Origin of the sequence: Ruoffia tabacinasalis (assembly GCF_005864045.1) — a bacterium.
Taxonomy (GTDB): Bacteria; Bacillota; Bacilli; order Lactobacillales; family Aerococcaceae; genus Ruoffia; species Ruoffia tabacinasalis.
In genome coordinates, this window is record NZ_VBSP01000081.1 from 1 (window position 1) to 3,568 (window position 3,568).

At 33.0% G+C, this 3,568-nt stretch carries 3 protein-coding genes and 2 pseudogenes; 2 read left to right on the plus strand and 3 right to left on the minus strand.

The annotated features are described in order from the left end of the window. Positions 1–397: helix-turn-helix domain-containing protein (locus tag FEZ33_RS11880; RefSeq protein ID WP_171031398.1), on the minus strand; the 397-nt coding region annotated here is incomplete at its 3' end. Positions 398–851: 454 nt separating this feature from the next. Here FEZ33_RS11880 and FEZ33_RS11885 point away from each other — a divergent pair. Continuing rightward, positions 852–1,447 (plus strand): annotated as a pseudogene (locus FEZ33_RS11885) (recombinase family protein). Positions 1,448–1,864: 417 nt separating this feature from the next. On the opposite strand, the gene FEZ33_RS11890 reads toward FEZ33_RS11885, so the two are convergent. Continuing rightward, a complete protein-coding gene (locus FEZ33_RS11890; protein ID WP_138405582.1) occupies positions 1,865–2,269 on the minus strand; it encodes a hypothetical protein in 405 nt (134 codons plus the stop codon). A 78-nt stretch (positions 2,270–2,347) separates the two neighbouring features. Here FEZ33_RS11890 and FEZ33_RS11895 point away from each other — a divergent pair, with 78 nt between their 5' ends. Beyond that, positions 2,348–2,668 (plus strand): hypothetical protein, encoded by a 321-nt coding sequence (locus FEZ33_RS11895; protein ID WP_138405583.1) that lies wholly within the window; start codon positions 2,348–2,350, stop codon positions 2,666–2,668. Between the two features lie 417 nt (positions 2,669–3,085). On the opposite strand, the pseudogene FEZ33_RS12810 reads toward FEZ33_RS11895, so the two are convergent. Beyond that, positions 3,086–3,227: pseudogene (locus FEZ33_RS12810) on the minus strand (transposase); the annotation flags it as partial. Between the last annotated feature and the right edge of the window lie 341 nt (positions 3,228–3,568).

A 3,568-nucleotide genomic window follows, 5' to 3' on the forward strand; every position in this document is an offset into this window, starting at 1 on the left:
GAGGCTCTCGACTTTTTCCTTTGTGTCTTAAGACAGTTAGGGGCACCTTTAAGATATCTTGGTAAATCCAGTTATAGATGGATTTAAAGGAAAGTTTTCCCTGATAATCTCGTCCAACAATTTGTTCGGGTAACCACGTGCGTTCCAGTTTATCTTGAATGTCTTCAAGTAGCTTGGTTGTATGCTTAGGCTTTCTCCCCTTATGACGCGCGCGTTGGTTGGCAACTTCTTGGGTATCCTGAGCTTGATATTGATTTGCGGGACATCGTTTAAGTTCTCGATAAATCGTTGACCGATGGCGACCGATTAATTGAGCAATGCGATTAATTTTATAACCTTCTTGGTAGAGTATTTCTATTTTTGAACGTTCTTCTAGGGTAAGATGTGCGTAGCTCATAACAGACCTCCGTGTGTATGTTTTTGTCGTTACTAACATTTTACACGAACCTGTTATGGGTTTCTTTATTTGTCGCACTTAATTTTACAATTCATCACTTAATAGGAGTTCTTTTGGTGTGTATGATCATCCCTATTGTTAGATATCTATACTTAATCTATAAATGAAGTTTAGAAGAAGTTCACTAGAGGACTCTTTAGTGAGCTTTTTCTTTATGCTGCCATACAATAAGTATGATACAATCACGGAATATCATACTTATTTGGATATAATTGATTAATTTAAAGTTCAATAGAGTACACTCTATTGAACTTTTTTGTATGGTTGCTATAATAGTATTATCATGTGTTCAATAGAGTTATTTTATATTGATCGTGTGAAACACATATAATTTTAAGCAAGAATAAACTTTAGGTAAGACATTGTGAATACTTTATAATGAAAGGATGTTTTTTTGGCAAGAATAAGTTATGCAAGGGTAAGTAGTAAGGATCAGAACTTATCCCGGCAACTTGAAGCACTAGAAGGCGTTTCCAAGGTCTTTTCAGACAAAGTAAGTGGGGGATCGGTCGAACGAACGCAGCTACAGGCCATGTTAAATTATTTGAGAGAGGGCGATATTGTTGTTGTTACGGAATTAGACCGACTTGGAAGAAATAATAACGACCTAACGACTATCATGAGCCTGATTCAAGAGAAAGGGGCAACATTAGAGGTATTAAATCTGCCATCGATGAATGGCATCGCTGATGAAAACTTGCGACGCTTAATCAATAACCTAATTATTGAACTATATAAGTATCAAGCCGAAGCTGAAAGATAACGAATTAAAGAACGATAGGCGCAAGGTATTGAAATAGCGAAACGTCAGGGACGTTTTAAAGGAAGAAAAGAAAGTTTGAACCTAACGATGAAAGGTTGCTACATGCCTTTGAATTATATGATAGAGGTATGACAGAGAAAGTAGTTGAACGTAAGACGGGTATCAATCGTACTACGTTTAGAAGATATCGCGAAAAGTATAATTTAACTAAAATAGATGATAGGTAGAAGTAGCTGAAATTTGAGATTTAGAATATGATCAATAAGTGGTATGCTTTCATTTAACTACTGACCCGAAAGGGAGTGTTTTCATGTTACAAAATGTCATTTCGTTAGTTGTCGCACCACATGAAAACGTTGTAGCTCTCTCTGAGGTCATGAAATGAGTTTTAATGCGTTTGTTAGCTATATCTTAGAACGGATTGTGACGGAATAAAATACGAATAAAATTATTATGAATCCCAAATAAATGCAAACTTGATGATAAATAATAATTATTGGAAAAAGTTCAATTAGAAGTATATAAAACATCCCTTTTAAAAAAGAATAAATTCTCTTGTTAAAGGGATGTTTGTGAATTTACATGTAATACTCTTTTAGATGTTACTTTTTAAAATAAAATTTAAAGGATATATTTAAGTCCAATTAATAATTGTATGCATCAGCATTTGGCACTGCAATTGCTAGACCATTTGTACCAATGGCAACGCCACTTAGAACTGCTTTTTTAGCTGCAGCTGGTAATTCTATTATTCCTGACACCGACTTACTATTAGCAGCTTCACTAATCCAAAATGTATTAGTTCTATTATTTTTATATGTAACTGTTACCGTACCTTGGAAGGTATAAGGCCCAGAGAAACTAGGCTTAGCGTACCAGTAAACGGTATTACTACTCATAATCTCAAGAGTAGTAGTTCCACCAGGACCTGTAATGGTTCCATACGGTACTACATTATTTTGTTGAGCATTTACTTCAGGCGTAGAAAATAAAGGTGATATAGACAAAAACAAAGTGAAAATAACAATAATTTTTTTACTTAACTTCATGATACACTCTCCTTCTTTATTTATTTAATGCACGTTTATTGTAATTGAGATTTTAATTAAAGTAAAGGTGGTAATCTAATGGAAAAAAATAAAATAGAAATGATATTAAAAGATTTTTTGCAAGGTATGAGTATTGACGAATCATCAATTAAAATAAGAAAAACGCAAAATAATATGGTTATAACAATTAACAAAAATTTCAAAAGAATTTTATTACTACTTTTAAATATACTTGGTAAAAATGCTATACAATTTGAATTAATGTATACAAGTTCCCCTCATAGTGATTCATTGGAGCAAACAAACATTGACGAAGTTATTATTACTGTCCCTTTAAACGAGGTAAAAAAACTAGATAAAATATTTTTAGACGCTAATTCTACTTCTGAAAATTACTAAATATACGAGGAGGAAATTTAGCTAGTAAAAATACACATATTAAACTCCTTTTGATAATTGACAATATAAAATATGCATAGTTAATACGGGGGAAACATAGGAGTCGAACAACATGAGTATAACATTAAACAAAAAATTACTAGGCAACGAAGGATATGCCAAAAACATAGCCATAAAATTTCAATAAATGAACAAGGCTTGTCAGATAAAGAAATAGAACGGAAAACAGGAATTAACCGAACGACGTTTTATCGCTACAGAAAAAATCACTATTATAGTTAATATTAAAAGGGGCTGGGAAAAAAACTAGCCTTAAATAGAAAAATCGCAATGAAACCATCGATATTCTGATGCTTTCATTGCGATTTTTATGTGTGGCTGAATAATCGTAAAAAGTAGCCACTCTTCTTCTTGCCTCGAGGGCTAATTTTGTTAAATTCATACTCATCAACATGATACCAATGTTATTATGAAGCGCTTGTTTCCCTCTAACATGGGCTCTGCGCATGCCAAATACACCTTTTAAGCGATCAAAAATTGTTTCTACGTCAATTTTACGCACGCCACACTTAGGGCAAGCCTCTAACGGATACGATAACGTGCCTGAAATCAACATTGTTGTGTGACCATTTTCTTCGATGATTTGAACCCCGTCATTAAATTTAATATTTTCGTCTTTAATTCCAACCAGTTTTGCGATATCATTATTATCAGCCATGTGAATTCTCCTAACTATATTTTTGTGTAGTGACTAAATTATAGTAGAATTCACTCAATGTCATTAAGTTAAGAAAAAGTCTGTCGAATTAATCGATAGGCTTTTTTTCTGCCATTTTTTATCAAATCTTATTCAAAAAAGACCTGAAAATTAAGCGTAAATACTTGACAACCCAAAAAACA

Bases quoted from the DNA above. Each gene is read 5' to 3' on its own strand.
- FEZ33_RS11890 (WP_138405582.1), bottom strand. From the start codon at position 2,269: ATGAAGTTAAGTAAAAAAATTATTGTTATTTTCACTTTGTTTTTGTCT.
- FEZ33_RS11895 (WP_138405583.1), top strand. From the start codon at position 2,348: ATGGAAAAAAATAAAATAGAAATGATATTAAAAGATTTTTTGCAAGGT.